Raw genomic sequence first — 263 nt, 5'->3', positions numbered from 1 at the left:
AGCGGCATGGGCAGCGATGGTATCTTCAACAGCGATGAGATCGGTACTGATGGCACTGTGACCGCCACCGTGACGCTAGCAACTGGCACTCAAGTTGGCGACACCTTGATTGTCACTGACGGCAACGGCAACACCCTATTTAACGGCCCTGTGACTCAAGACATGCTCGACAACGGCTTTGACGTTGAAGTGCCTGTCACTGCAGGCGCAACTGATGTTGATGTGACCGCGCAAGTGATTGATATCGCCGGTAACCCATCTGC

At 54.8% G+C, this 263-nt stretch carries 1 protein-coding gene; it reads left to right on the top strand.

Features of this window, described 5'->3' with window-relative positions; genetic code table 11:
• A partial coding sequence (locus H5202_RS24895; protein WP_220494008.1) for a hypothetical protein occupies positions 1-263 on the top strand: 263 nt, incomplete at both ends.

The sequence above is a fragment of the Shewanella sp. SG41-4 genome (assembly GCF_014164505.1).
GTDB lineage: Bacteria > Pseudomonadota > Gammaproteobacteria > Enterobacterales > Shewanellaceae > Shewanella.
Note: the sequence above shows the minus strand (reverse complement) of the source record. Positions and strands in the feature narration are given on the sequence as shown.